21 protein-coding genes are annotated in these 25,483 nt (G+C 68.4%); 4 read left to right on the plus strand and 17 right to left on the minus strand.

Annotation, left to right across the window (positions count from 1 at the left end):
• Position 1: 1 nt before the first annotated feature.
• The 3 genes from JE033_RS06625 to JE033_RS06635 form a co-directional block, all read right to left on the minus strand.
• Positions 2-583, minus strand: coding sequence for a SipW-dependent-type signal peptide-containing protein (locus JE033_RS06625; protein ID WP_090146482.1), 582 nt, complete (start codon positions 581-583; stop codon positions 2-4).
• A 159-nt stretch (positions 584-742) separates the two neighbouring features.
• Positions 743-1,462 carry a class I SAM-dependent methyltransferase gene (locus JE033_RS06630; protein WP_370567913.1) on the minus strand — a complete coding sequence of 240 codons (720 nt, stop codon included), beginning with the start codon at positions 1,460-1,462 and terminating at the stop codon, positions 743-745.
• Position 1,463: 1 nt separating this feature from the next.
• Complete coding sequence (locus JE033_RS06635) at positions 1,464-2,459, minus strand: NAD(P)/FAD-dependent oxidoreductase (protein WP_200330260.1); 996 nt, start codon at positions 2,457-2,459, stop codon at positions 1,464-1,466.
• A 64-nt stretch (positions 2,460-2,523) separates the two neighbouring features.
• Between JE033_RS06635 and JE033_RS06640 the strand changes: the two genes are divergently transcribed.
• Positions 2,524-3,072: a helix-turn-helix domain-containing protein gene (locus JE033_RS06640; protein WP_090146478.1), complete on the plus strand. Its 549-nt coding sequence runs from the start codon at positions 2,524-2,526 to the stop codon at positions 3,070-3,072.
• A gap of 52 nt (positions 3,073-3,124) precedes the next feature.
• Here the strand turns inward: JE033_RS06640 and pdxT are convergent, their stop codons facing one another.
• The 7 genes from pdxT to JE033_RS06675 form a co-directional block, all read right to left on the minus strand.
• Positions 3,125-3,832 carry a pyridoxal 5'-phosphate synthase glutaminase subunit PdxT gene (gene pdxT / locus JE033_RS06645; RefSeq protein ID WP_370567914.1) on the minus strand — a complete coding sequence of 236 codons (708 nt, stop codon included), beginning with the start codon at positions 3,830-3,832 and terminating at the stop codon, positions 3,125-3,127.
• On the minus strand, positions 3,829-4,746 hold the full coding sequence (gene pdxS, locus JE033_RS06650) for a pyridoxal 5'-phosphate synthase lyase subunit PdxS (protein WP_200330263.1): 918 nt from the start codon (positions 4,744-4,746) through the stop codon (positions 3,829-3,831). Before pdxS ends, pdxT begins: the two co-directional genes overlap by 4 nt.
• A gap of 118 nt (positions 4,747-4,864) precedes the next feature.
• Positions 4,865-6,181 (minus strand): alkylhydroperoxidase domain protein, encoded by a 1,317-nt coding sequence (locus tag JE033_RS14915; RefSeq protein WP_200330265.1) that lies wholly within the window; start codon positions 6,179-6,181, stop codon positions 4,865-4,867.
• A gap of 22 nt (positions 6,182-6,203) precedes the next feature.
• Positions 6,204-7,886: an ABC transporter ATP-binding protein gene (locus JE033_RS06660; protein ID WP_200330267.1), complete on the minus strand. Its 1,683-nt coding sequence runs from the start codon at positions 7,884-7,886 to the stop codon at positions 6,204-6,206.
• Entirely contained in the window at positions 7,883-8,746 is an 864-nt protein-coding gene (locus JE033_RS06665) for an ABC transporter permease (RefSeq protein ID WP_200330269.1), read from the minus strand. The genes JE033_RS06660 and JE033_RS06665 overlap by 4 nt, the downstream gene beginning before the upstream one ends.
• Positions 8,743-9,705, minus strand: coding sequence for an ABC transporter permease (locus JE033_RS06670; RefSeq protein ID WP_090146468.1), 963 nt, complete (start codon positions 9,703-9,705; stop codon positions 8,743-8,745). Before JE033_RS06670 ends, JE033_RS06665 begins: the two co-directional genes overlap by 4 nt.
• On the minus strand, positions 9,702-11,345 hold the full coding sequence (locus tag JE033_RS06675) for a TIGR04028 family ABC transporter substrate-binding protein (protein ID WP_200330271.1): 1,644 nt from the start codon (positions 11,343-11,345) through the stop codon (positions 9,702-9,704). The genes JE033_RS06670 and JE033_RS06675 overlap by 4 nt, the downstream gene beginning before the upstream one ends.
• Positions 11,346-11,532: 187 nt before the next feature.
• Between JE033_RS06675 and JE033_RS06680 the strand changes: the two genes are divergently transcribed.
• The 3 genes from JE033_RS06680 to JE033_RS06690 are packed head-to-tail and all read left to right on the plus strand — an operon-like array spanning position 11,533 to position 15,549.
• Positions 11,533-13,716: an FAD/NAD(P)-binding protein gene (locus JE033_RS06680; RefSeq protein ID WP_200330273.1), complete on the plus strand. Its 2,184-nt coding sequence runs from the start codon at positions 11,533-11,535 to the stop codon at positions 13,714-13,716.
• Positions 13,709-14,416, plus strand: coding sequence for an SDR family oxidoreductase (locus JE033_RS06685; RefSeq protein WP_200330275.1), 708 nt, complete (start codon positions 13,709-13,711; stop codon positions 14,414-14,416). Before JE033_RS06680 ends, JE033_RS06685 begins: the two co-directional genes overlap by 8 nt.
• Positions 14,413-15,549, plus strand: a complete 1,137-nt coding sequence (locus JE033_RS06690; protein ID WP_370567915.1) for an FAD-dependent oxidoreductase — start codon at positions 14,413-14,415, stop codon at positions 15,547-15,549. Before JE033_RS06685 ends, JE033_RS06690 begins: the two co-directional genes overlap by 4 nt.
• 39 nt (positions 15,550-15,588) lie before the next feature.
• Here the strand turns inward: JE033_RS06690 and JE033_RS06695 are convergent, their stop codons facing one another.
• The 7 genes from JE033_RS06695 to JE033_RS06725 form a co-directional block, all read right to left on the minus strand.
• Entirely contained in the window at positions 15,589-17,037 is a 1,449-nt protein-coding gene (locus JE033_RS06695) for a cytosine permease (RefSeq protein ID WP_200330277.1), read from the minus strand.
• 142 nt (positions 17,038-17,179) lie between these two features.
• Entirely contained in the window at positions 17,180-18,616 is a 1,437-nt protein-coding gene (locus JE033_RS06700; protein ID WP_200330279.1) for an aspartate aminotransferase family protein, read from the minus strand.
• 107 nt (positions 18,617-18,723) lie between these two features.
• Positions 18,724-20,115, minus strand: coding sequence for an amidase family protein (locus JE033_RS06705; RefSeq protein ID WP_200330281.1), 1,392 nt, complete (start codon positions 20,113-20,115; stop codon positions 18,724-18,726).
• A 58-nt stretch (positions 20,116-20,173) separates the two neighbouring features.
• Complete coding sequence (locus JE033_RS06710; protein ID WP_200330283.1) at positions 20,174-21,592, minus strand: cytosine permease; 1,419 nt, start codon at positions 21,590-21,592, stop codon at positions 20,174-20,176.
• A gap of 33 nt (positions 21,593-21,625) precedes the next feature.
• A complete protein-coding gene (locus JE033_RS06715; RefSeq protein ID WP_200330285.1) occupies positions 21,626-22,396 on the minus strand; it encodes an SDR family NAD(P)-dependent oxidoreductase in 771 nt (256 codons plus the stop codon).
• A gap of 135 nt (positions 22,397-22,531) precedes the next feature.
• The gene (locus tag JE033_RS06720; protein ID WP_200330287.1) at positions 22,532-24,022 is read right to left on the minus strand and encodes an aldehyde dehydrogenase family protein; all 1,491 of its coding nucleotides are present in this window, start codon (positions 24,020-24,022) and stop codon (positions 22,532-22,534) included.
• Positions 24,019-25,461: an MFS transporter gene (locus JE033_RS06725; RefSeq protein ID WP_200330290.1), complete on the minus strand. Its 1,443-nt coding sequence runs from the start codon at positions 25,459-25,461 to the stop codon at positions 24,019-24,021. Before JE033_RS06725 ends, JE033_RS06720 begins: the two co-directional genes overlap by 4 nt.
• Positions 25,462-25,483 lie beyond the last annotated feature (22 nt).

Below are 25,483 nucleotides of genomic sequence, written 5' to 3' on the forward strand. Positions count from 1 at the left end.
CCTACAGCGCGTCGCCCGAGACCGCCGCGAAGTTCCAGGTGATCTCACCGTTCACGCCCTGCGGAAGATCATCGCCCGCGGTCACCCGGAAGCACACGTTCTGCACGTCGTCGAGACTGCCGAGCGCGAACGTCGCCGCGTTCTCATCCGTCCCGGCCGCATAGGCGGCTTCGGAGCACCCGAGCGTGTCTGTGAAGACGTAGTCGGCGGTGACTCCCACGAGCGCGGGATCGACCGCCTGGCCGATCGTCACCTCGGCATCGTACGTGGAGTCTCGCTCGAGTTGCACCGCGAACGGCGCGTAGACCACGTCGTCGGGCGCCAGGTTCTCGGCACCCACCGTGAACGCGAGGTCCGCAGCCTCAGCCTCCGACGGATGATCGCTGAACGCCGTGCCGTCGGTCGAGCCCTCGATGCCGAAGTTGCCGCTGCCGAAGACGCCCGTGGCCCACTCGTTGTCGGTCCAGGCCGCGAGCGTGATCGCGGCGCCGACGCCGAGCACGAGCCCGCCTGCGAGGATTGCTCGCGCCTTCGTCCATCCGCGTCTCGTCTCGGCTGCGGTTTCTCCGCGCTCTGCAGTCATGGTGTAACCCCCCTCGTCGGCGCTCCGTCAGGCTTCCTATGACGAAACTATGGTGACAGGGTACGTGAAAACTGACCGGTAGGACAGGTATCGGTGCGGGGGGAAAAGACGGATAATGCGGGATCCGGCGGGGAGCGTCATCGCCGCTCCCCGCATCGGTCAGCGCCTCCGCGCCACCACCACGGAATCGCTGAGCAGGTGCGCCGTTCCGTCGGGGCCGCGCCCGGAGCGATCGCGCACTTCTGCGACCTCGACGGTCCACGCGTCCGGGCGCAGCCCGAGGTCCGCGAGCTCCGTCGCGGGCGTCGGGAAGTCTTCGTCGTGATGCGACGACCACTGGGGCGCGGCGGCGTGGGCGATGAGCACGAGCCGCCCTCCGGGGGCCACGCGGCCAGCGGCCGTCCGCAGAATGCGGTCGCGGGGCAGCGCGACCGGTGATTGGAAGAAGCTCGCTGTGACGAGATCGAACGGTGATGCGCTGCCGTCGACGCCGGCCGGATCGTCGCACCACTCGCCGAGGTCTGCGGCGATGAAATGCGCCCGCGCGAGACCCCGCTCCGCAGCCGCGGCCCGCGCCCGGGCGACGGCGGTCGACGAGAGATCGATGCCAGTCGCATCCCATCCGCGCTCCGCGAACCAGAGCACATCACCGCCTTCTCCGCTTCCGAGGTCGAGGGCGCGCCCCGGCGCCCAGTCATGTGCGAGATCTGCGAGCGCACGATTCACCGCACCCGACCAGATCCGGTCGGCCGAGCCGTACCGCTGCTCCCAGAAGGCCACCGGATCCGACGGCACCGCGCTCGCATCGGTGTGCCCGTGCGCTTCATCCCCCGAGCGCTGCTCGCCAGGGGCGTGCGGCCCGTGCTGGTGCGCGCCCACCTCAGTTCACCCCAGCTGCGGCGAGCGCGTAATCCTCATCGACGAGCGCGGCATTCGCCGCTGCACCCGCCATGTTGCCCGCACCCATCACGAGGGGCACGGAGGCCGCGGGGCTCACGACGTTCCCCGCAGCCCAGATGCGCGGGTGGCTCGTGCGCTGCATCGGATCGACCGAGACCGTGAGGCCCATCGGGGTCTCACTGCGGTCGAGCGCGACGCCGGAGAGGAACTGATCCTGCGGCACCATGGCGAATCCCGTGAAGACCGCGTCGATCTCGAACTCCCGCCCGTCGGCGGTGCGCACCCCGCTGACATCGGCACCCGATCCGACAACCTCGACGACCGGGGCCGAGACCAAGCGCACGCCCCGGGCCCGCATTCCGCGTTCGGTATCGGCATCGAGCACGCTGTCGCCGCGCGCGTCGACGAGTCCGGCCGTGAACACGGTGACGTCATCGCTCCACTGCCGCAGCAGCTTCGCCTGGTGCATGCCGAGCGGCGAGGTGGTGATCACCGCGATTCGCCTGCCCCGAACCTCCCAGCCATGGCAGTACGGGCAGTGCAGGACGCTCGTGCCCCATCGCTCCGCGAGTCCGGGGATCTCGGGCAGCACGTCGGTCACACCCGTCGCGACGATCAGAGCCCTCGTCTGCAGCACCTCTCCCGATCCGAGTTCGACGGACATCGAACCGCCCGGGCTGCCGGCCTCCAGGGAAGCGGACGACGTCTCCCCCTTCGTATCCCGCACCCCGCGCACGTCCGCCTGCCGGAACTCGACCCCGTAGGTCTCGGCCTCGGCGCGTCCGCGTGCGACGAGCTCGAGCGGCGGAGTGCCGTCGAGGCCCAGCACGTTGTGCATGTGAGAGGCGAAGCGGTTGCGCGGTGCGCCCCCGTCGATCACGAGGGTGCGCCGAAGCGAACGTCCGAGCGCCTGCGCCGCACTCAGTCCTGCCGCCCCGCCGCCGATCACAATGGCATCCCATTCAGTATTCGTCATGGTCCCAGCCTCGGGGGAATGTGCAATAATTGCAATTTGATTTGCGATAATGGCAAGGAGCATCATGGATGAACTGCAGCGCCTCGGGCCGAGACTGCGCGCCGCGCGGCAGGATCGAGGGTGGACTCTGGAGGACCTCGCGGCTCGGGCCGGGATGTCCACGAGCACGCTCTCGCGGCTGGAATCCGGCAAACGGCAAGCGAGCCTCGAACTCCTGCTCCCCGTCACCCGACAGCTCGGCATCCGCGTCGATGACCTCCTCGACGCTCCGGATCGAGACCCTCGCGTGCACCGCACCACGATTCGTCGCGACGGGATGACAATCGCTCCGCTCACGCGGGAGGCCTCGGAGGTGCGCGCGTTCAAGATCACCTACCACCCCGGAGCTCCCGAGTGCGAGTTGCAGGTGCACGAGGGACACGAGTGGCTCTACGTGCTGTCGGGCAGATTGCGCCTCTCACTCGCCGAGCGCGAGCACGTGCTCGGTCGAGGCGAGGCGGCGGAGTTCGACACGACGGTGCCGCACCTCATGCAGGCCGAGGGGACGACGCCGTGCGAGGTGATCAGCATCTTCAACACGGTCGGCGAACGGCTGCACCTGCACAGCACGTAGGCCGGCGCGACCCTCCGCTTCCCCCCTTCCCCGCGCCCGCACGCCATGCCGATCAGCGGACCTGCGCGAGGAGCGCCCTGTGGAAGGCCGCGTCGCCCGTGAGCTCCGGATGGAAGGCGATGCCCGTCACCGTACCGAGCCTGCGCCGAGCGTCGCGAGCGCCGATCCTGCCATCCGCGTCGCGCTCGGGCCCCGCGTCCGAGTCGCCCCCGGGCGCCGCCGTCGTGGCGCCGAGCACGCGCCCGTCGACTCGGCAAATCGCGCGAGCGCCGATTCCGACTGAAAGCACCTCCGGAGCGCGGATGAGCGCCGCACGCACGCGGCCACCCTGCCGCCCGATCACCTCAGCCGCGTCGACCGCGATGTCGACCTCGTGCGACACCAGCTGCGGGCCGAGCGCATTGCGTCGCACGGCGACGTCGAGCACGTCGAGAGATCTCTGAGAGGGTGCCGCATCCCGCACCTCTCGGGCGAGCAGCACGAGCCCGGCGCACGTTCCCAGCGTGGGGAGCCCCTCCGTGATGATCGATCGCAGGCCCTCAGCCATATCGAAGAGGCGGAGCAGCCGATCCTGTGCGCTGGATTCTCCGCCGGGCAGCACGAGCGCATCGATGCGCGGTCCGTCAGCACCCGCGAAGTCGCTCTCGCGTCGCACCAGCACGACGCGCGCGCCGAGCTGCTCGAGCACGTCGCCGTGCTCCGACACGCCCCCCTGCAGCGCGAGCACCCCGACGACGGGTGCCGAGCGGGGCTCCGTCACCACCCTCGCTCGGCCAAGCGGTGCGGGGCGGGCAGGTCGGCGACGTTGATGCCCACCATGGCCTCTCCCAGTCCGCGGGAGGCCTCTGCGATCGCGCCGGGGTCATCGAAACGCGCCGTCGCTCGCACGATGGCGGCGGCACGCTTCGCGGGGTCGCCCGACTTGAAGATGCCGGATCCCACGAAGACCCCGTCGGCGCCGAGCTGCATCATCATCGCCGCATCCGCGGGCGTGGCCACCCCGCCCGCGGTGAAGAGCACCACCGGCAGGCGGCCAGCGGCCGCGACCTCTCGGACGAGGTCGTACGGCGCAGCCAGGTCTTTCGCCGCGACGTACAGCTCATCCGGACCGAGCGCGGAGAGGCGGGCGATCTCCCCGCGAATGGTGCGGATGTGCTTGGTCGCCTCCGAGACGTCGCCGGTGCCGGCCTCGCCCTTCGAGCGGATCATCGCCGCACCCTCTGAGATGCGGCGAAGCGCTTCGCCCAGGTTCGTCGCCCCGCACACGAACGGAACCGTGAACCGCTGCTTGTCGATGTGGTTCACGTAGTCGGCAGGCGACAGCACCTCCGATTCATCGATGTAATCCACCTCGAGCGCTTCGAGCACCTGCGCTTCGACGAAGTGCCCGATGCGGGCCTTCGCCATCACGGGAATCGAAACGGTCGCTCTGATGCCGTCGATGAGGTCCGGGTCGCTCATGCGCGCCACCCCGCCCTGTGCGCGGATGTCCGCCGGAACGCGCTCGAGCGCCATCACGGCGACGGCACCGGCGTCTTCCGCGATCCTCGCCTGTTCGGGGGTGACGACGTCCATGATCACCCCGCCCTTGAGCATGTCGGCGAGGCCTCGCTTGACGAGGGGCGAGCCGGTGGTCGGAGCTGCGGTGGACGCTGATGCCTGGGATTCGGTCATACGCACCAGCTTGCCCGGCCGCATTGGTCTGCCTCAAGGTCCACAAGTGCCAAGTTGCAGGAGACCAATCCTTCGGCCCCGCCGGCTCATCGATAGATCGGGGAGCCGGCGGTGAGCCTCAGGCCGTCGTGGGTTCACCGATCGAGAGCATCAGGCGGTTCGCCCAGTTGAAGAAGGCGCCCGCCTGAATCGCGTCGAGCAGTTCGAGCTCGGCGAGCCCCACGTCGCGCAGGGCGGAGATCTGGGGCTGCCCGAAGCGCGGCGGCGTCGCCGTCAGAGCGACGGTCGCGTCGACGATGGCGTCGATCCTCGTCGAAATCCGCGCCCCCACCCCTTCGTCGAGCAACCGCTGCACCTCGGCACGATCGGCGCCCTGCTCCGTCGCGAACCGCGAATGCACCGAGGCGCAGAACACGCACCCGTTGAAGCGCGAAGCGGCGGCCGCTGCGAGTTCGCGCTCGGCGCGAGGCAGCCCGGCGTCGGTGTTGAAGAAGATGTCGAGGTCGGTGAGCGTGCGCTCCCGCAGCGCTTCGGGATCACGCGCGAGCAACCGGAAGTACGGCATGTGCACGCGGTCGCGCTGCACGAGCGCGTCGTAGTGCGCCTCGGTGAACTCGGCGACCGGCAGGGGCTCGAGCCACGGCTTCCACCCCAGCACGTCTTGCGTGAAGCGTGCTGGCTCGTCGACACGAGGCGCAGCTGGCAGTGCCTCTGCAGCCGCAACCGGCGCCTGTTCGGTCGACGCCCCTGCACGTTCGCGCGCCACCGCGGCGACGTCGGCGGCGAGCGCCGGGAGGTCTTCGGCGCGCGTCGCCGCGGCGCCGCCGACGCTCTCGCGCAGTTCGCGCAAGCCGTGGGCGACGCGCAGTTGGAACGCGAGGAACGAGATGAGCTGGGAGAGCGTGACGATACCGGTGCTGCTCCATCCGGCGTCGAGCAGCCGACCGAGGCGCTCACGATCGGCGTCGCGCGGGTGGAGCACCAGCATGTGCGCGTGCTCGAGCGCCGCTGAGAGCCGATCGCCCAGCGCATAGGCGGCTTCGACCGAGGCGACGCTGTACTCGGGCCCGGCTTCGCTCTCTGGGGCGTTCTCCGCGCGGAACGCCCCGTACGGGCCCTGCCCGGCAGCGCGCTCGGCTTCTGCGACGATCAGGGGCTCGAGCCCGGCACCACCCCCCGTCTCGCGCAGCAGCGCACCGTAGAACGCGACGGCCTCCGGCTCCTCGTGCAGCCGCGCGACGAAGAGCGCGACTGCGGCCCGCTCGGCCAGCGACACCTCAGAGGCGTCGAGCGGCACGAAGAGCGCCTCGAAGCTGCCCTGCGCGTGCTGCTTCGATTCCGGGCGGCGATCGCGCGCCCGATCGAGGGCGTCGCCCGGGGAGATGCCGGTCAGTGCGGCGATGATGTCGGTGTGGACGAATGCGGGAAGGGTCATTGCGGTGGTGCTCCTTCTAGTGTCAGATCTCCCAGTGCCCCGACGACAGCGATGCGCCGGGGATCGCCTCGATGAGGCGCTGGGTATAGGGGTCTTGCGCATTGCTGAACACGTCTTCGGTGCGGCCGTGCTCCACCTGGCGGCCGCGCTGCAGCACGGTCACCGTGTCGGAGATCTGGCGAACGACGGCGAGATCGTGCGAGATGAAGACATAGGTGAGGCTCAACTCGTGCTGCAGGCGCGCGAGCAGTCGAAGAATCTGCGCTTGCACCGTGACGTCGAGCGCCGACACGGCTTCGTCGAGCACCACCAGCTCGGGCTCGACGATCAGTGCGCGGGCGATGGCGACCCGCTGCCGCTGCCCGCCCGACAGCTCGCGGGGGCGACGCTGAGCGAACTCGGCAGGCAGCGAGACGATCTCGAGCGCGTGGGCGACCCGCTCGACGCGATCCGCGCGACTCCCAGTGCCGATGCGGAAGTTCTTGAGCGGCTCGGCGAGCGTCTGCCCAACGGAGAGACGAGGATCGAGCGAGCCGTACGGGTTCTGGTAGACCATCTGCGTGGTCCGCCGGAACTCGCGCAGGCCGGAGCGCCGCAGCTCGGTGACCTCTGCACCGTCGACGCGCACGCTGCCCGCCGTCGGAACGGAGAAGCCGGCGATCGCGCGACCGGTGGTGGTCTTGCCCGAACCCGACTCGCCGACGAGGGCGTGGGTGGTGCCCCGCGCGACCGTGAACGACACCCCGTCGACCGCGACGAAGGCGTCTGAGCCGCGCCCGAACACCTGATGCAGGTCGCGCACTTCGACGAGCGGGGCCGCCGGCGCAGGTGATGCGGGAGTCGCAGCTGCACCGCCGGGAACGGATGCGACAGCGATCGTCTCCCGCTCGACGAGCTTGCCGAACGAGGGCGCATCGGCCATGAGCTGCTTCGTGTAATCAGATGACGGCTTCGCCAGTACCTGCGCTGCCGGGCCGGCCTCTTGCACTTCGCCTCCGCGCATCACGACCACGCTGTCGGCGCGATCCGCCGCCACCGCGAGGTCGTGCGTGATGAACAGCACGCCCGTTCCCATCTCCTCGCGCAGGCGGTCGATCAGATCGAGCACGGTGCGCTGCACGGTGACGTCGAGCGCGGAGGTGGGCTCGTCGGCGATGATCAGCTCGGGATCATTGGCGAGCGCCGCCGCGATGAGGACGCGCTGACGCATGCCGCCTGAGAACTCGTGCGGGTACTGCTTGGCCCGCTTGATCGGCTGATCGATGCCGACCTGCTCGAGCAGTGCGTGGACGCGATCGTGCACCTCGTCGCGACTCGGCCGGCCGTGGATGCGCAGCGATTCGCTGATGCTCTTTCCGACCGGTTGCACCGGGTTGAGGGAGTTGCCCGGATCCTGCGGAATGAGCCCGATGCATCGGCCGCGCAGGTCGCGCCAGCGCCGCTCGGGAAGGCCGACGAGTTCGGTCGACCCGAGGCGTCGCTCGTTCAGCGTGACGCTGCCGGCGGTCACCCGCCCGTTGGCGGGGAGCAGGCCGATGACCGATTGGGCGACCGTGGTCTTGCCGGATCCCGACTCGCCCACCACGGCGGTGACCTCGCCGGCGCGCACATCGAAACCGATGCCGCGCACGGCGTCGATGTGTCCCTGCCGGGTGCGGTACTGCACGGCGAGATCGCGGATGCTGAGCAGCGGTTCGACGCTCATGCGTTGCCTCCAACGCTGATGGCCCGGCTCAGTCGGTTGCTCGCGAGCACCACGAACACCACGACGATTCCGGGAAGCACGGTCAGCCACCACGAGGTGGCCAGGTAGTTGCGCCCCTCCGCGATGAGCAGGCCCCACTCCGGCGTGGGCGGCGGCGCTCCGTATCCCAGGAATCCGAGCGTCGAGATCTGCAGGATCGCCGAACCGAGCTGCAGCGCGGCGAGCGCGATCACGGCGGTGAGCGAGTTCGGCAGAATGTGCCGCCAGAGCACCCCGAAGAACGTACCGCCGGAGCCGTAGGCGGCTTCGACGAACTCGCTCGCGCGTACGCTCACGACCTGGGATCTCGACAGTCGGGCGAACACTGCGATCGACGTGGCTCCCACTGCGATCGCAGCGTTCGCGGTGCCGAAGCCGAGCAGGATCACGATGCTGAGCGAGAGCAGCAGGGTCGGGATCGCGAGCAGCACGTCGACCACGCGCATGAGGGCCTCATCCACCCAGCCGCCGACGGCGCCCGCGGTGATGCCGATGAGCGAGCCTGCGACGAGCCCGACGAGTACGGCGATCAACGCGGCGCTGATCGACTGCGAAGCGCCGTAGATCACGCGTGCGTAGAGATCGCGCCCCGTCGCGTCGGTGCCGAACCAGTGCTCGGAGCTCGGCGCCTGCAGTGCCGGCCCGACGCTCGCGGTCGGGTTGACGGAGGTGAACAGCCCGGGGGCCACGGCCCACGCGAGTGCGATGAGCAGCACGAGCGCCGGCACGATGATGCCCGGGCGCCGAAGGGCGCGCCACGACCAGGCGCGCGCCCCGGTCGGCGGCACCGCGCGTGCGGCTGAGACGTCGATCGCGGTCATGCGGTCGCTCCTATCGACTTGCGCGCGGTGCGCTGCCTGAGCCGCGCATCGAGCACGGGGTAGAGCAGATCGACCACGAGGTTGATCGTGACGAAGACGACGGTCGCGATGACGACGACCGCGAGCAGCACGGGGGTGTCTCGGTTGGCGACCGCCTGCGCCGTGAGCGCGCCGATGCCGACGCGTCCGAAGACGGCCTCGGTGACGATCGCTCCGCCCACGAGTTCCCCGAAGAGCAGACCGGCCATCGTCATCGCGGGCAGCAGGGCGTTCGGGGCGACGTTGCGCCACAGCAGCCAACTGGTGCTGGCTCCCCTGGCGCGCACCACCGCGACGAACGGCTGCTCGCTCACCTCGTCGATGCTGCGCAGCAGCACCTGCGCGAGGGGCGCCGCGATCGGGATGGCGAGCGTGATGGCGGGCAGAATGAGCGCCTGCAGCTCGGTCGCTCCGATCGTCGGCACGAGACCGAGCTGGAACGAGAAGACTTGGATGAGCACGATGCCGATCCAGAAGACCGGCAGCGACACGAAGAGCGGCGGCAGGTTGCGGAACGCGCGGCGCAACCAGCTGCCGGCTCCGTAGCTCGCAGTGAACGCGATGACGACCGCCAGGAAGACGGCGAGGATCAGCGCGACCACCGCGAGCGTGAGCGTCGACGGCAGCGCCTCGGCGAGGAGAGTGGAGACCGCCGCCCCGCTCTGCACGGAATACCCGAGGTCCCCCTGCAGGAACGCCCCGACCGAGTCGAAGAACCGCACGAGGAATGGGCGATCCACCCCGTAGCTCGCCCGAATGTCGGCGAGCTGCTCGGCTGAGAGCCCGAGGTCGGGGTTGCCGAAGCGTGCCATCACCGCGTCGCCCGGCAGCGCCGCGAGCAGCACGTAGGCGGCGGTGTACGCGAGCGCGAGGACCAGGATCGCCTGGCCGACGCGTCGCAGCAGCGCCGCCCGACTCACTTGCCGAGCTGCACGTCGTAGAAGGAGGGCCTGCCGATCGACTCGGTGGCGAAGCCCTGCACGGAGGCCTGGAGCCCGAAGACCTGGGGCTCCTCGAAGAGCGGCAGCACGTAGGCCTGCTCGGCGATGCGCTGCTGCGCCTTCGCGGATGCGTCGGCGCGCTCCTCAGCCGTCGGCACGGAGGCGATCTCGGCGAGCGCGGCGTCCAGTTCGGGGTCGTGGATGGTCCCGGACTCCGTATCGAGGTTCAGGTTCGCGTTGCGGTTCGTCGAGTAGATCTGCGACTTCAGCACGTCGTAATCCGCGCGGCCGACCATGGAGTGGTAGACCTGGATCGTGTCGGCGTCGAGTCGCGCCTCGTCTTGAGCGGCCTGATCGCCCGGGAAGAGCTCGACCTCGATGCCGAGCTCTGCGAGCTGCTCCTGAATGAGGGTGACGACCTCCTTCGAGCGAGGCTGCGGGAGCGCTTCGTTGAAGGTGATCGAGAGGCGCTCGCCGTCCTTCTCACGAATGCCGTCCGACCCCGGCGCCCAGCCGGCCTCATCGAGCAGCTGCTCCGCCTTCGACGGGTCGTACTCGTAGAACTCGGAAGTATCCGTGTAGCCGAGAGCGGTCTCCGCGAGGATGCCGGTGGCGAGCGGGTAGTTCTCGGTGAAGAGTGTGCTCACGATCGCCTCGCGGTCGATGCCCGCGATGATCGCCTGTCGCACCTTGATGTCGGTGAGCGGGGCGTGGGCGAAGCGGAAGCTGAGGCTGTTGTTCACTCCATTCGTGGCGGCGTGCTCGAGCGCCAGGTTGTCGCCGGCGAACTGCGCCTCGTCGGGTGCTGGAATCGATCGAGCGATCTGCGCCTGACCCGAGGTGACCGTGCCGACGCGCACACTCGACTCGCCGGCGACGATGATGTTCACGGCATCGAGGTGGGCGCGACCTTCGTGCTCGCGCGACTCCGGCGCCCAGTCGTAGTCCTCGCGCACCGCCAGGTCGGTCTGCTTGCCGATCTGCTCGTCCGAGATCACGAACGGCCCGCTGCCGATGATCTCGGTGGCGTTGCCCGGCCCGAACTCCTCGTTCGTGCGGTCGAGGCTCGCGTTCGCGAGCAGGCCGGAGTTGATCGTCGACGTCGCCTGCGCGAAGCCAGGAGACGGGGCGGTGAAGAAGAACTTCACCGTGTACTCGTCGATCGCCTCACCGTGGTCGTAGTTGTTGATGGCCTCGGAGATCGACAGAGCGCGGTCGGTGTCGCCCTTGCCGTAGAGATCGAAGTTCTTGACGACGTTCTCCGCGTCGAGCGGTGTGCCGTCGGAGTAGGTCACTCCCTCGCGGAGCTTGAACGTGTACTCCGTCGCATCCGCGTTCACCTCGGGCAGTTCGCTCGCGATCCACGGCTCGAGCTCGAGCGTCTCGGGGTTCTGGTAGAGCAGGCGATCCGTCACCTGGTTGACCACGCCGCCGTTCGGGTAGAAGCCCGCGGCCGGCGGGTAGAGCGTGTTCCAGGTCTGCGGTTCGAGGTAGGTGAGCGTGCCGCCCTCCTGCGCCGCGCCGTCGCCGGAGCCGCCGCCAGCGTTCGCCGAGCACCCGGTGAGCGCCATCGCGGCTACTGCCATCGTGGCGATCCAGGCGATGCGGTGCTTCTTCATGGTGCTCCTTCTGCGAACTCGTGAATCTGTGGTGCTGTCTCTGCGTCATGTTGCAGGCAACCCGGCTAATGTTATAGCTCTCATAAGCTAGCGGAAATCCTCGGTGTCACAGAACTTCATGAACTTCTCGCGTCATAAACGGTCATCCGATCAGACATCCGGACCCCCGGCCGCGTATAACGGAACCATGACCCCTCTGCCGACGATCGCCATCATCGGAGTCGGGCCGCGCGGCACGTCGCTCGTCGAGCGCATCGGAGCCCACCTGCACGCAGCCGCCTCCGAGCCCGACACCGCGGGCACTGACGGCGCCGAACCCGCACGCGACCTCGAACTGCACCTCATCGAGGAGACTGCATTCGGCGCCGGGCGCATCTGGCGCACCGACCAGACCCGCGAGCTCTGCATGAACACCCTCGCCGACGCCGTGACGCTCTTCACCGAGCCCGGCAGCTCCATCACGGGTCCGGTCCGCGTCGGCCCCACACTCTACGAATGGGGGCTGCTGGCGCTCGCAACGCAGCCGACGAACGAGTCGGCGACGCGCACGACGGTTTCGGATGCGCTCGCCGCGGCGATCGACCGCATTCCGGCGGCGCACGCTGCGGTGGTCGACGCCCACCCGATCCGACCCGGATTCGCCGATGCGTACCGCCGCGAGCTCGAGGCGTTCCGCCCGGAGTCGCACCCGAGCCGAGCACTCTACGGCGAGTACCTGGAGTGGTGCCTCGAGCGAGCGATCGCAGAGTTGCCCGATGGCGTGCGCGTGATTCGCCACCGCGAGCGCGCCGTGAGCGTGGTCCAGGGCGATGCAGGGCGGCAGCGCATCGGCCTGCGCGACGGCGGTGCGGTCGAAGCGGACGCCGTCGTGCTCGCGACCGGGTGGCTGCCGACCATCGAGACAGCGGAAGAACGCGAGTTCGCAGCAGTACTCGCCGAGCGACCCGAACTGTCGTGGGTGCGACCGGCGAGTCCCGTCGAGCAGGACCTGAGCGGAGTGAGTTCGGGAGAGCACGTGATCGTGCGCGGAATGGGCATGGGGTTCTTCGACACCATGGCGCTGCTCACGCTCGGGCGCGGCGGCGAGTTCGTCGCCGACGCGCGGGCGCGCGGTGGGCTGCGCTACGAGCCCTCGGGGCGCGAGCCCGTGCTGCATGTGACCTCGGGGCGCGGAGTCCCGTTCCGCGCGAAGACGCTCTACGGTTCGCTCCCCCCGCGACCAGAGCAGCGCTTTCTCGCCGGCGTCGACTGGGCGACGGCACCTCGACCCATCGACTTCGACCGCGAGTTCTGGCCGCGCATCGTCGCCGACGCGCACTTCGACCACTACCGCACACTGCGACGCGTGCGGCCGGACGCGGCGTCGGGCACCGCCGATGACGTCGAGACGGTGATCGCCGCCGCGATCCAACCGCATCTCGCCGCCGCTCCCGTCGCGAACCCCGCCTCGGATCGCGACGCCGCTGACGCAGATGCGCTCGAAGCGGTCGCCCAGGACGTGGCTGACGCGGTGGCGCCGTTCATCGCGGATGCCGCCGACCGACTCGATCTGCTCGGCGAGATGCGCCCGGTCCGACACGTCTTCGACAGCGCGGAAGCCTTCGACGCCTGGGTGACGGGACGCGTGTCCCATGATCTCGATGAGGCCGCGCTGGGTCGCGACAGCGCCTGGAAGGCGGGGCTCTGGTCGGTGAGCTCTGCGCGGGGGGTCGCCAACCGCGTGGGTTCGCTCGGAGGCTTCGACGCCGAATCGAGAGCCTCGGGATTCGCGATGCTCATGGCCGTCGGCGGCATGGCAGGATCCGGACCGCCCGCGTTCCGCAACCGCCAGCTGCTGGCGCTCGCCGAGGCCGGGTTCGTGCGCTTCATCGGCCCGAGGGCTCGTGTCGCCATCTCCGACGCGGGGTTCACGGCCGCGTCGCCGTGCGTGACCGATTCGCAGGTGGCCGCTGCGACACTCATCGATTCCTGGATGCACTTCCATCGCCTCGCCGACAGCTCCGACCCGCTCGCGCTCGGCCTGGTCGAAGCCGGGCGAGCGCGGCCGTTCCGCATCAGCGCGCGATCCGGCGAACCCCGCGAGACCGGCGCCTTCGACATCGATTCGGCGACCGGGCTGCTCGTGCACGCCGACGGCTCGCTCGACAACGCGGTGCACGTCGCCGGCATTCCGGTCGATGCGGCGCTCCACGACACGGTGATCAGCCCGATGCCGGGAACCGATCCTCCGATGCTGCGCGAGACCGATCGCGTGGCGCGCAGTCTCATCGTCGTCGCCCGACGGGCCCGATCCGGGCTCTCGCCGAGCCGCGGCGCGGCCGCAGACTCCGCCGCCCATCACCGACCGCTCGAAGGAGCCCACCGTGTCTGACCACCGTTCGAACGACCGCCCCATCGCTCTCGTCACAGGTGCTTCCGGCGGCATGGGGCGCGAGATCGTTCGCGACCTCACCCGCACCCATCGCGTCATCGCCGTCGGGCGCAACGCCGGGCGTCTCGACGCGGTCGTCGCAGAGACCGGTGCCACCGCGTGGCAGCTCGATGTCACCGAACACGAAGCGTTCTCGCGCAGGATCGCCGACCTCGACCGACTCGACGTGCTCGTGCACGCTGCGGCGATCGGCGAGCATCTCTCAGTCGAGACAGCCGACGCATCGGCCTGGGAACGCCATCTGGCCAGCAATGTGACCGGGCCCGCGCTCATCACCCGCGCAGCGCTCCCCCTCCTGCGCGCCGCCGCTGCGACCGTCGTCTTCATCGGTTCGGGCGCGGGCACCCGTCCGGTCGCGGGCAGCGCCGTCTACACCGCGTCGAAGCACGCTCTGCGCGGCCTCGCCGACGTCCTGCGCATCGACGAAGAACCGCACCGGGTGCGCGTCGTCACGATCGCTCCCGGGCAGACGGACACGGACATGCTGCGCGCCGGCATCCCGGCGGATCAGTACCGGCCCGAGCGATACATCCGCCCGCAGTCCGTCGCGGAGACCGTGCGCTTCGTCGTCGACGCTCCCGCAGACGTCCAGCTCACCGACATCGCCGTACGCCCGCGACAAGAGATCGCACGACTGTGAGCGAGCCCACCGACCACCTCGTGATCGGCGGCGGCGCCATGGGTCTCGCCACGGCCCGGCAGTTCGCCTCCCGCGGAGCGAGCGTGCGTCTGCTCGAACGCTTCGAAGCGCACCACACTCGCGGCGCGTCGCACGGCTCGACGCGCAACCTCAACAACGCGTACGACGAGCCCGCGTACCTCGACCTCTTCGACGAGGCGACCACGCTGTGGCGCACGCTCGAATCCGAGACCCGCACCGAGCTGCTCGGCCTCCACGGACTCGTGACGCACGGAGACGAGAGCGTGGTCGCGTCCGCACACGATGCGCTCCTCGCGCGCGGAGCTGCGGTGTCGCTGCTCTCGGCCGACGAGGCTGGCACCCGCTGGCCGGGGATGCGCTTCGCAGGCGGCGCGCTGCTCAGCGCGGATGCCGGCATCGTGCACGCCGCACGTGCGCTCGCAGCGCTCGAGACGAGCGCGATCCGCCACGGGGCGATCGTGGAGCGCGGCGAACAGGTGCTGCGCATCGAGACGAGCGCGAACGACGCCCGGGTGCGCGTGACGAGCCGCGGCCGCGAGGGCGGCATCCGCGAGCTGGTCGCCGATCATGTGACCGTCGCCGCCGGCGCGTGGACGGCGCCGCTGCTCGACGGCCTAGTCGAACTGCCGTCGCTCACCGTCACCGAGGAGCATCCGGCACATTTCGCGCCGCGATCGGCGTCGATCCCGTGGCCGTCGTTCAACCATCTGCTGCCGCCCGAGCTGCTGGCGAGCTTCGCCGCCCCCGTCTACGGGATGCCGAGCCCCGGAGAAGGCGTGAAGGTCGGTTTCCACAGGGTCGGCGAGACCGTCGACCCTGACGCCCGCCCGTTCCGCGCGAGCGATGCCCAGCGCGCGACGCTGCGGCGGTACGTCACCGAATGGTTCCCGGGGCTCGACCCGGACTCGCCGACCGAGATCAGTTGCACGTACACCTCGACCGACTCGGGGAGATTCGTGCTCGACACGGTCGGCCCGATCACCGTGGGTGCGGGGTTCTCCGGCCACGGGTTCAAGTTCACACCCGCGATCGGTCGCGTGCTCGCCGACGCGGCGATGGGGCACTCGACTCCGCCCGAGTTCTTCCTGCTGGCAGCCCACGGGGCCCGGTAACCGCCGGTTTCCCGCCGAACCCCTGTGGGCGCGCCGCGCTCAGGCGGAGCCGGTGTGCGACTCCGAGGCGGTGCGCGACTCCGAGGCCGACGCCGAGTCCTGCTCGAGCGTGCGGCGTTGGGCGCGGCGGCGTACGAGCAGCAGGTAGACCGCTGCCGTCACCGCGAAGCCGACGAGCCAGGCGATGTCGATGCCCTGCAGCGGTTCGGCGAGGGGCCCGGTGAACAGCGGGGTGATCATGAACGGGACCTGTGCGAGCAGTCCGATCCCGTAGCTCGAGAGCCCCACCGCATTCCACTTGCCGTAGCGGCCACCGGTCGGATCGAAGAGATCCGCGACCACGTAGTGCCCCTTCTGCACGATGAAGTAATCGGCGAGATTGATCGCCGACCACGGAATCAGCACGTACAGCAGCAGCGTCAGGAAGCTCTCGAACATCGTCATGAAGTCCCCCTGACCCAGAATCGCGATGAGGGTGGCGAGTACGCCGCAGACGATCGTGGTCCAGACCCGCGTGCCGGAGGTGATGACGGTCTTGAAGTTCGATTGCATCACCGTGAGCGCGTTCATCACTGCCGAGTACAGCTCGACGCCGTTGATGAGCGCTGAACTGACCGCGAAGATGATGAGCACGACCATGCCGACCGGGCCGAGGAAGTCACCGAGGGCCGCGAGCGGGTTCTCCGGGTTCGCGGCTCCGAGCAGCACACCGAGCGTCATCACGAACACCGAGCTGACCACGAGCCCCAGGTACGTGCTCCAGAACGCGGTCTTCGGTCCGGTCGCCTTCGGCAGGTACCGCGAGTAGTCGGAGACGTACGGCGCATACGCGAGCTGCCAGACGATGCCGATCGCGAGCATGGCGAAGAAGCCCTCGTAGGTGAACGCGGCTTCCGCCCGCTGCGAGGTCACCTCCGGCTTCGTCCAGAACATGATCATCGACACGGTGACCGCCACCGCGATCACGATCGACAACCACACCATCGTCTTGCGCAGCAGGTCGTAGCCGAAGACGCAGAGCACGATCCCGATCGCAGCGAAAGCGAGGATCGCGACCGTCCCGTTGAAGTCGGGGAAGACCGCCGCGAGCGCATCTTTCGCGACGATCAGGATGCTCGCGAAGAACCCCATGAACATCACGAATGCGATCAGCGCGAAGAGGCTCGCTCCGAGATATCCGAATTGCGCGCGAGCCTGCAGCATCTGCGGGATCCCGAGATGCGGCCCCTGCGAGGCGTGCAGGGCGGAGCCGAACGCGCCGATCACATTCCCCGCGAGAATCGCGACGATGCTCCACCCGATCGGCAGCCCGTACGCGCCGCTCGCGACGGCACCGGTGACCACGGTGAGAGGCATCATGTTCAGCCCGACCCAGATCGCGAAGAGCGACCAGTTCGTGCCCGTCCGCTCGTTCTCGGGAATGGGCATGATGTGCTGTTGTTCGAATCGCACGAATGTCTGCGTGACGACGGGTGGTTCCTGCGTCATGGTTCTCTCCTTTGAGGCTTCGCCGCGCGGGAACCGTCCCGAGCAGCACAGGATCGCCCCCGCTATCCGCGTGAGGCGTGAAGGGCGACTCGGGTCGAGCATCCACGATGATGCTCGGCCGAGCCGCCCACGAGCGCAGCCGCTAGAGGCCTGCTCCGTCGGAGGCGATGGTGAAGGCCTGGTCGAGCAGCGACGCGAGCTCGTCGATGTCTTCGCGCGTCATCACCAGGGGCGGCGACACCTGCACGAGCGGGTTGCCCTCCGCGTCGATCGCGACGCGGCAGATGAGGCCGACCTCTGCGAGCGCCGGATTCAGGTGCCCGCTGACGAAGTCGCCCGCAGAGAGGGGATCAGCGGCCCAGCGCTTGGCCGCGTGGTCGGTGACCAGCTCGAAGCTGCGGTGGAAGCCGTCGCCGCGCAGGTCGCCGACGATCTTGACGTGCTTCGCAGCGACCTCGCCGAGCTTCTCGCCCAGGTACGGGCTCAGGGCTGCAACGTTCTCGACGACGCCTTCGCGCTCCATGATCTCGAGGTTCTTCAACGCCGCTGCACACGCGACGGGGTGCCCGCCGTAGGTCAGCGCGTGGTTGAACATGCCGACGGGCCCGTCCAGCACGGTCTCGATGATCCGATCGCTCGCGATGACGCCGCCGAGGGGAACGTACGCCGACGCGATTCCCTTGGCGAACGTGATCATGTCGGGCTGGAACCCGTAGTGCGCGGAACCGAACCACGACCCGAGACGGCCGTATCCGGTGATGACCTCGTCGGCGATGAGCAGGATGCCGTATGTGTCGCACAGCGCGCGCACACCGGCGAAGTACTCGGATGTCGGAGGCGTCAGGCTGCCGCCGGCGTTCTGCAGCGGTTCCATGATGAGCGCAGCGATCGTATCCGCGCCCTCCTGCACGATCAGCGACTCCAGCTCGCCGAGCAGGAACTCGGTGGTCTGCGCCGCGGTCTCGCCTTCAGGCCGACGGTAGCGCTTCGTGTTGTGCGTGTGCCGCACTCCGTTCATGAGCGGCTCGAACATCTTGCGCACGTCGGTCATGCCGTTGAGCGACATCGCGCCGAAGCTGGTGCCGTGGTACGCGACACGACGCGCGATGAACTTGTACCGCGCGTGGTCACCGCGAGTGATGTGGTACTGGCGCGCGAGCTTGATCGCGGCCTCGTTCGATTCGCCGCCGCCCGACGCGAAGAACACGCGGTTCAGGTCGCCGGGCGCGAGTTCGGCGATCTTCTGCGCCAGTAGTGCTGCGGGTGGATGCGTGACGCTCCATGTTGTCTGGAAGGGGAGCGTGGCGAGCTGCTCGCGCACCGCTTCGCCGACCTCTGCGCCATGCGTGTATCCGAGCTGCACGCAGAAGAGACCGGCGAGACCGTCGAAGAACTGGCGCCCGCTCTCGTCGAAGACGGAGCAGTGCTCCCCCCGCACGAACACCGGGAGTTCGTCGTCGCGATACTTGCTCGCCGGCGTGAAGTTCATCACGAGATGACGCTTGGCGATCTCGGCGATTCCGCTCGGCACCTCGGCTGCGGCCTCGCGGTCCGAGAGCGTCTCTGGCTGCAAAGTCATGTTCTGTGTCCTTTCAGTCGTCGGTGACTGGACGGAAGACCGTCATTGGTTCCCAATGGTTCCAGGGCCGGATCGATCGGTAAAATAGTCTTTTGATGTGATCTAGATCATTTCAATTGATCGGCATGTTCGTGCAACCGGCGGGCCACGCGTCCGGCCACCTCGATGAGCCGGCGATCGGCGAAGCGCGCCCCTTCGAGTGTGAGCCCCACAGGGAGACCTTCGGAGTAACGGGGCGCTGGCACAGTGAGAGCCGGGGCGCCCGCCACCGAGCCCGGGTTCACATTCCGCGTTGCGCGCACGAAGACTCCGGCATCGCCTGGCGCCCGCTCGCCCATGGCCGCCTCGGCCCGTGGACGAGGAGCCTCGAGCAACGAGGCGACCATCGGCACGGATGGGTAGAGCAGGGCGTCGAGCGCATACGCTGTGTGGAACTCCGTGTGCATGCGCTGCAGAGCGCTGCGCAGCCTCAGCGCCGCCGCGTACCCGTGCTGATCATTGCGGTGCCCGAGCGACTCGTCGAGCAGATCGCGAACCTCCGCGCGGGCAACTCGATCGCGAAGCTCGCCGAACGGGATCGGCTCCGGCAGCCGGCCGAGATAGCGCGTCAGCTCGTGTGAGATTTCGTAGAGCTCGATAGTGGTTCCGCACGACCGCTCCGCTCGGTGCAGGCCCGGATCCACCACCGGTACCAGCTCGATGTCGGGTACTTGGGCGAGAATCAGCAACGCCTCCATCCATGCACGCGCGACCTCGGCGTCGCAGTGCGTCACCCACTCTGAGTCCTCATCGGGAATCCCGATGCGCATCCGAGAGCGCTTCGGTGGACGCCCGCTTCGGTGCCCCTGGTATCGGGGGGCGACCACGCGATCCACCTCGGCGATCCACTGCACGGATTCGGCGATCACGCCGACCGTATCGCGCGTGCTCGAGAGCGGCACAGTCCCCTGAGCGGACCAGCGGCCCGTCGATGGGCGGAAACCGTAGACTCCGCACCACGCGGCTGGAATGGTGATCGATCCCCCAGTGTCGGTGCCGAGCGCGAAGGGGACGATCCCCGCGGCCACTGCTGCACCCGAGCCCCCCGATGAGCCACCGGCGCTCCGACGCGAATCCCGCGGATTCACGGTCGCGGGGAACGCGGCTGCGCTCGACGTGACGCCGAGTGCGAGCTCGTGCATGCCCGTCTTGCCGATCAACACCGCACCGACAGCGCGAAGCGCAGCGACCACCGGGCTCTCTGCAGTGCCCGACGTGCCGAGCAACGCCGGAGTATTCGCGGTGGTCGGGAAGCCGCGCGCTTCGAGATTGTCTTTCGCTGCGAAGGGCACCCCGGCGAACGCGGCTCGGGGATGAGACGACCGCGGCGCCGACTCCGCCACGGCGATGAAGCTTCGAAACGGGTCATGCCGAGCCCGCTCGAGCGCGTGCAGCACGAGCACGCCGTCTTCGCCCGTCGACCGGGTGAGCCCGTCGCCGGCATCCGCAATCGTACTCATCAACGCTCCCTGGCTCGAGGCCGCCGGCCCCCGGCGGCCTCGAGCGGATTCGATCGGCTCAGACCTCGACCGGAATGCGACGTTCCGCCTGGCGGCGTTCCACAGCGCGCTGCGCGAAGAAGTAGATCGGGCAGATCACGATGAGCCCGACGATCCACGAGATATCGACATCACCCAGCGCGGCTCCGATGGGACCGGTGTACAGCGCCGTCACCATGAATGGGATCTGGATGACTGCGCCGAGGACGTAGCAGCCGATCGCCACCCAGTTGAATCGGCCGTAGATGCCGCCGTCCTGTTTGAAGAAGTCGGCGACGCGGTAGTCGCCGTGCTTCAGCAAGTAGTAGTCCACCAGGTTGATCGCCGTCCACGGCACGAGCACGTACAGCAGCAGGGCGAGGAAGTTCGAGTAGTACACGAGGAAGTTGTCGGCCCCGATGAGCGCGAGGCCGAGCGCGATCGCGAAGATGATGACCGCCGTCACTGCACGAGTCTTGGCACGCGGCGTCCACGAGGGCTTGAACGACTGGACGACGGTGAGCGTCGACAGCACGCCGCAGTACAGATTCATGGAGTTCGTCGCCGCGACGCCCAAGGAGAAGATGCCGACGATCACGACGGTCACCGGCTGGAGCAACTGTCCCATTCCTTCGACCACGTTGTCCGGGTTCATTCCGGCGGCGAGCAGCTTCGCACCCACGAGTGCGCCGAGGATCATCGGCAGCGTCGCGCCGAGCACGCAGCCCCAGTAGGAGGCCCAGAACGCCGCCTTCGGGCCCGTATCGCGGGGGAGGTACCGCGAGTAGTCGGAGACATAGGGCGCGTAGGCGATCTGCCAGAGAGCCGCTACCGAGACGGTTCCCATGAAGCCGCCCCAGCTGAAGCCGCCCACGACGCCGAAGTCGCTCCCCGTCGCCGACATCGCGAGCAGCACGAATGCGACCACGAGCGCGATACCGGAGACGATGCTCAAGATCTTCGTATAGGCGTGGATCAGGCGGTATCCGTAGATCGTCGCGATGACGCTCACGATGCCGATGATGATGATGCCGGCGTTCACCGGCAGCCCGGGAATGATCGTGGAGAGCGCCTGGCCTCCGAGTACGAGGTTCGCCGCGAAGAAACCGACGTACATGAGCACGGTCACGATCACGACGAGAAGTGCGCCGTACGATCCGAACTGGCCACGCGTCTGCACCATCTGCGGAACGCCGAGTTGAGGCCCCTGCGCTGAATGGAGCGCCATGAAGACGGCGCCGAGGAGGTTGCCGATCGCGACGGCGATCACCGCGCTCCAGAAGTCGAGCCCGAACACCGTCGTGCTGAGGGCGCCGGTGACGATCGTGAGCACCATGATGTTCGAGCCGAACCAGATGGTGAAGAGGTCACGTGGTTTGCCGTGACGCTCGTCGAGGGGAATGGGTTGGATCGTTTTGTCTTCGATCGTGGGAACGTGAGGTTGCGACGTTGCACTCATGGTTGCTGGCTTTCTCCAGTGGCTGCTTCCGACCTACTTGGTCAGGAAGCCGCCGTCGATGGGAAGTGAGACCCCGGTGATGAATGCAGCGTCATCGGAGAGGAGGAACGTGATGCCCGAAGCGATCTCCTCGGGCTGAGCGAGCCGTCCGAAGGGGATGGGCGCGGCGAGTTCTGCCTTCGCAGTTTCGAGCGCGGCGCCTTCGACGCCGAGAAGACCCGCGATGAGCGGCGTATCGCAGTCGGACGGGAGCACCGCGTTGACGCGCACGCGATCCTGCGCGTGCTGCACCGCCATCTGGCGCGTGAGGTTGATCACCGCGCCCTTCGAAGCGGCGTACCCGCACTCATCTGGGTTTGCAACCATGCCGAAGACGGACGCGATGTTCACGATCGAGCCGCCACCCGCTGCGATGATGCGGGGAATGGCGTACTTGCCGGTGAGGAAGATGCTCTTGACGTTGATCGCCATGGTCTTATCCCATGCGTCCTCAGTGCAGTCGACGACGCCGCCTTCGCCGAGCGCCACCCCGGCGCAGTTCACCACGAAGTGCACGGCATCGTACGCGTCCACGAGGCGTTCGACTCCTGCCTCGACCTGCGCCGCCGACGTGACATCGGCGACCACGGCGATCGCTTCGCCACCACCGGCCACGATTTCCTCGACGACTGATTGAGCCGCCGCTTCGCGCAGGTCAACGACGCCGACCTTCGCGCCCTCCCGCGCCAGGCGGAGCGACACCTGCCGCCCGATGCCCGAGCCTCCGCCCGTGACGAATGCAACCTTTTCTGCCAGACCGTTCATGTTCGTTTCCTCTTCTGCTGTGTTGAATGCCGCGTCGACATCGGTTCGCACTTCGGTGTGAAGTGGCCTCTGACGCGTTCACTGGTGTGTTCCGGTGCGATCGTGTCGTGAATCACCTGGCGCGGTCCACGGTGCTCACCCCCACTGCAGCCACGTCGTCTTGTAGTCGGTGTAGTTCTCGAGCGCGTGCACCGACAGGTCTCGCCCGAAACCGGACTGCTTGAATCCGCCGAAGGGGGTGGTGAAGCCGAGTGCGTCGACGGTGTTGACGGAGACGGTGCCGGCCACCAGGCGCTGCGACACCCGGTGCGCCCGCGAGAGACTTCCCGTCCAGAGCGAGGCCGCGAGGCCGAACGGGGTCTCGTTCGCGCGCGCGATCGCCTCGTCTTCCGAGTCGAACGGTGTCACGACAGCGACGGGTCCGAAGATCTCTCGTGTGTGCACCTCATGATCGGCCGGCACGTCGGTCACGATCGTCGGCTCGATGAAGGCGCGCGAGCCGTTGATCTCGGGCCGGGTGCCGCCTGCGGCGATCCTGCCGTCGGTGCGGGCCCGCTCGATCGTCGCCCACACCTCGTCGGCGTGCCTCTCTGAAACGAGCGAACCGATTCCCGACGCAGGATCCAGCGGGTCACCGGGCGCGTACGCCAGAGCCGCTTCTGCGTAGAGCGCGAGAAATTCTTCGTAGACCTCCCGCTCGACGAAGATGCGGGAGTTCGCCGAGCAGACCTCGCCCTGGTTGTAGAAGCTTCCAAAGGCGGCCTTCTCGGCTGCAGCGCGCAGGTCGTCGCAGTCGGCGAAGATCAGATTCGAGCTCTTGCCCCCCGCTTCGAGCGCGAGTCGCTTCATGTTCGACTGCCCGGCGTACTGCTGCAGCTGTTTGGCGACTTCGGTCGAGCCGGTGAATGCGAGCATATCGACGTCCTCGTGCCGACCGAGCGCGCGTCCCACGGTGGATCCGCGCCCCGTGACGACGTTCAGCACTCCGGCGGGGATGCCGGCTTCGATCGCGAGCTCGGCGAGCAGCAGCGTCGAGTGCGAGGCCTCCACCGGAGGCTTGACCACGACCGAGTTCCCTGCGGCGAGCGCGGGCGCGAGCTTCCACGTCGCGATCTCGAGCGGATAGTTCCACGCCACGATCACCGCCACGACGCCGAGCGCTTCGCGCGTCACCAGCGCCGTCGACCCCGGCGGCGTGACCGGGATCAGATCCTCCTGCTTCTCGATGGCCTCGCCGTAGAAGCGGTAGAGGGCCGCGGATCCGGGTGCGTCGATCGACGCGGACTCGCGCACCGGCTTGCCCATGTCAAGAGAGTCGTAGAGCGCGAATTCATCTGCCCGAGCTTCGATCAGCCACGCGAGTTCGAGGAGGCGTTCGCGGCGGAAGCCGGCGCCGGCCCGCGACCACGCTCCCGACTCGTAGGCGGCCCTGGCGGAGGCGACCGCGGCGTCGACCTCGACGTCGCTGCACGCGTGAATCTCCGAGAGAGCGGCGCCGGTGGCTGGGTTCGTCTTGGTGATGGTCTCACCGGTGCTCGCGGCGATTCTCACGCCGTCGATCACCGGTCGGCCATCGAATTCGAGTGCGGCCGCGGCTGCCTGCCACTCTGCGAGGGTTCTGGTCATGACGGGTCTCCTTCGATGCGGGTGCCGGGGGTGCTGGGGGTGCTGGGGGTGCTGGGGGTGCTGAGAGTGCTGGAACTACCGGCGGTGCGAATATCGGGGATCGTCACGGTCGCCGTCTCGAGATCCTGCGCTTTGAGCAGCGGGATGCCGCGGGTCTCGGGCAGGCTGAGCACCGTCACGACGCCGACGAGCCCGACTCCGACGAGGAAGTAGCCGGGGACGAGCTGATCGCCCGTCGTGTCGATGAGCCAGGTCAGCAGGTACGGTGCGGTGCCGGCGAACAGTGCCGCCGTGAGGGCGTAGGCGATCGAGAGGCCCGTCTGCCGCGTGCGGGTCGGGAAGAGTTCGACGACGGTGACGGCGTGGGTGCCGAGCACGATGGCGAGGATCAGGGCGAGCCCGAGCGTCGAGACGAATGTCGCCCACGGCGCTGGGTCGTTCATCAGCATGAACAGCGGAACGGAGAGCACCGTGAGCGCGACCGCGGCCGTGAGCAGCACCGGCTTGCGTCCGACGCGATCCGATGCGATCCCCGCGAGCGGCACGACGATGAGTCCGAGCGCGGAGGCGAGCGTCGAGAGAAGCGCCGCGTTGCCGGCATCGATGCCGACGGTCACCTCCTGGTACGTGAGCAGATAGACGAGCACGACGTAGAACGTGACGTTCATGAAGGTCTCCATGCCGCAGGTCTGGATGAACTCCTTGAAGTTGCGCTGGAACACCTCCTTGACGGGGGCGTGCGAGACGGTCTCGAGCTCCTGCAGCTGCTGGAACTCGGGGGTGTCCTCGATCTTGCGGCGGATGTAGAGGCCGATGAAGCCGAGCGGCACCGTGATGAGGAACGGGATGCGCCAGGCCCAATCGGCGATCTGCTGCTGATCGAAGGCCAGGTTCAGCAGGAACACTGCGAATGAGGCGAGCAGGAACCCGAGGAGGCTGCCGAACTCGAGCCAGCTGACGCCGAAGCCTCTGCGCTTCGCCGGCGAGAACTCGCCGAGGAAGGCCGCAGCGCTGCCGAACTCGCCGCCGGCAGCCAGCCCCTGCACGATGCGCGTCGCGATGAGCAGGATCGGAGCCAGGATGCCGATCGTGGAGTACCCGGGCAGAAGCCCGAGCACGAGCGTCGAGAGCGCCATCGCGAGGATCACGATCGAGAGGGTCTGCTTGCGGCCGAGTCGATCGCCGAGCCGCCCGAAGATGATGGCGCCGATCGGGCGCACGAGGAAGGAGACCGCGAAGACTGCGAAGGTCGCGAGCAGGCCGGCGGTCGCACTCTCCTCGGGGAAGAAGACGGAGGCGATGGTGCCCGCGAGGTAGGCGTAGACGGCCCAGTCGAACCAGTGCACCAGCACGCCGATGGCGCCGGCGGCGACGCTCTTGCGCAGGCTCTTCTGGTCGACGAGGTCGCTGAGCTCTCGAATGGGTTCGGAGGTCGACATTGACGGTTCCTTTGCTCCTGGA

Origin of the sequence: Leucobacter sp. L43 (genome assembly GCF_016597785.1) — a bacterium.
In the GTDB taxonomy this organism is placed as follows: domain Bacteria; phylum Actinomycetota; class Actinomycetes; order Actinomycetales; family Microbacteriaceae; genus Leucobacter; species Leucobacter alluvii.

What these genes read in the sequence shown, in the direction of transcription:
- JE033_RS14915 (WP_200330265.1), bottom strand. Translation starts at nt 6,181, where the DNA reads ATGACCCTTCCCGCATTCGTCCACACCGACATCATCGCCGCACTGACC.
- JE033_RS06635 (WP_200330260.1), bottom strand. Translation starts at nt 2,459, where the DNA reads ATGACGAATACTGAATGGGATGCCATTGTGATCGGCGGCGGGGCGGCA.
- JE033_RS06700 (WP_200330279.1), bottom strand. Translation starts at nt 18,616, where the DNA reads ATGACTTTGCAGCCAGAGACGCTCTCGGACCGCGAGGCCGCAGCCGAG.
- JE033_RS06725 (WP_200330290.1), bottom strand. Translation starts at nt 25,461, where the DNA reads ATGTCGACCTCCGAACCCATTCGAGAGCTCAGCGACCTCGTCGACCAG.
- JE033_RS06660 (WP_200330267.1), bottom strand. Translation starts at nt 7,886, where the DNA reads ATGAGCGTCGAACCGCTGCTCAGCATCCGCGATCTCGCCGTGCAGTAC.
- JE033_RS06665 (WP_200330269.1), bottom strand. Translation starts at nt 8,746, where the DNA reads ATGACCGCGATCGACGTCTCAGCCGCACGCGCGGTGCCGCCGACCGGG.
- JE033_RS06705 (WP_200330281.1), bottom strand. Translation starts at nt 20,115, where the DNA reads ATGAGTACGATTGCGGATGCCGGCGACGGGCTCACCCGGTCGACGGGC.
- pdxS (WP_200330263.1), bottom strand. Translation starts at nt 4,746, where the DNA reads ATGACCGAATCCCAGGCATCAGCGTCCACCGCAGCTCCGACCACCGGC.
- JE033_RS06640 (WP_090146478.1), top strand. Translation starts at nt 2,524, where the DNA reads ATGGATGAACTGCAGCGCCTCGGGCCGAGACTGCGCGCCGCGCGGCAG.
- JE033_RS06710 (WP_200330283.1), bottom strand. Translation starts at nt 21,592, where the DNA reads ATGAGTGCAACGTCGCAACCTCACGTTCCCACGATCGAAGACAAAACG.
- JE033_RS06720 (WP_200330287.1), bottom strand. Translation starts at nt 24,022, where the DNA reads ATGACCAGAACCCTCGCAGAGTGGCAGGCAGCCGCGGCCGCACTCGAA.
- JE033_RS06675 (WP_200330271.1), bottom strand. Translation starts at nt 11,345, where the DNA reads ATGAAGAAGCACCGCATCGCCTGGATCGCCACGATGGCAGTAGCCGCG.
- JE033_RS06625 (WP_090146482.1), bottom strand. Translation starts at nt 583, where the DNA reads ATGACTGCAGAGCGCGGAGAAACCGCAGCCGAGACGAGACGCGGATGG.
- JE033_RS06715 (WP_200330285.1), bottom strand. Translation starts at nt 22,396, where the DNA reads ATGAACGGTCTGGCAGAAAAGGTTGCATTCGTCACGGGCGGAGGCTCG.
- JE033_RS06680 (WP_200330273.1), top strand. Translation starts at nt 11,533, where the DNA reads ATGACCCCTCTGCCGACGATCGCCATCATCGGAGTCGGGCCGCGCGGC.
- JE033_RS06695 (WP_200330277.1), bottom strand. Translation starts at nt 17,037, where the DNA reads ATGACGCAGGAACCACCCGTCGTCACGCAGACATTCGTGCGATTCGAA.